At 78.6% G+C, this 299-nt stretch carries 1 pseudogene; it reads left to right on the forward strand.

From position 1 onward, the window contains the following. Positions 1 to 299 (forward strand): annotated as a pseudogene (locus G3I65_RS17465) (hypothetical protein); the annotation flags it as partial.

Here is a 299-nt window from a genome sequence, read left to right on the forward strand (position 1 = left end):
CGCGCCGACCGGCACCCGGCTGGAGGTCGAGGTCGCCGGGGCCTTCGCCGACGCCGCGCTCACGGCGTTCGCGACCCGGGACGGCGAGGTCGTCGCGGAGGTACCGCTGCGGCTGGGTGCCGGGCTGTTCTCCGGCGCCGCGGACCTGGCCGGTGGTGTCCACATCGGACTCGTCGTCGGCGTGACGGCCGAGAGCGTCGTCGGGACGACGCCCGAGGACCGCGCCGAGGTGGTCGCGCTGGTGCGGGCGCGTGAGGCGCTGCCGCTGGGGGCGCGGACCCTGGCCGAACGGGCGGCGG

Origin of the sequence: Amycolatopsis sp. SID8362 (assembly GCF_010550475.1) — a bacterium.
Classification (GTDB): Bacteria; Actinomycetota; Actinomycetes; order Mycobacteriales; family Pseudonocardiaceae; genus Amycolatopsis; species Amycolatopsis eburnea.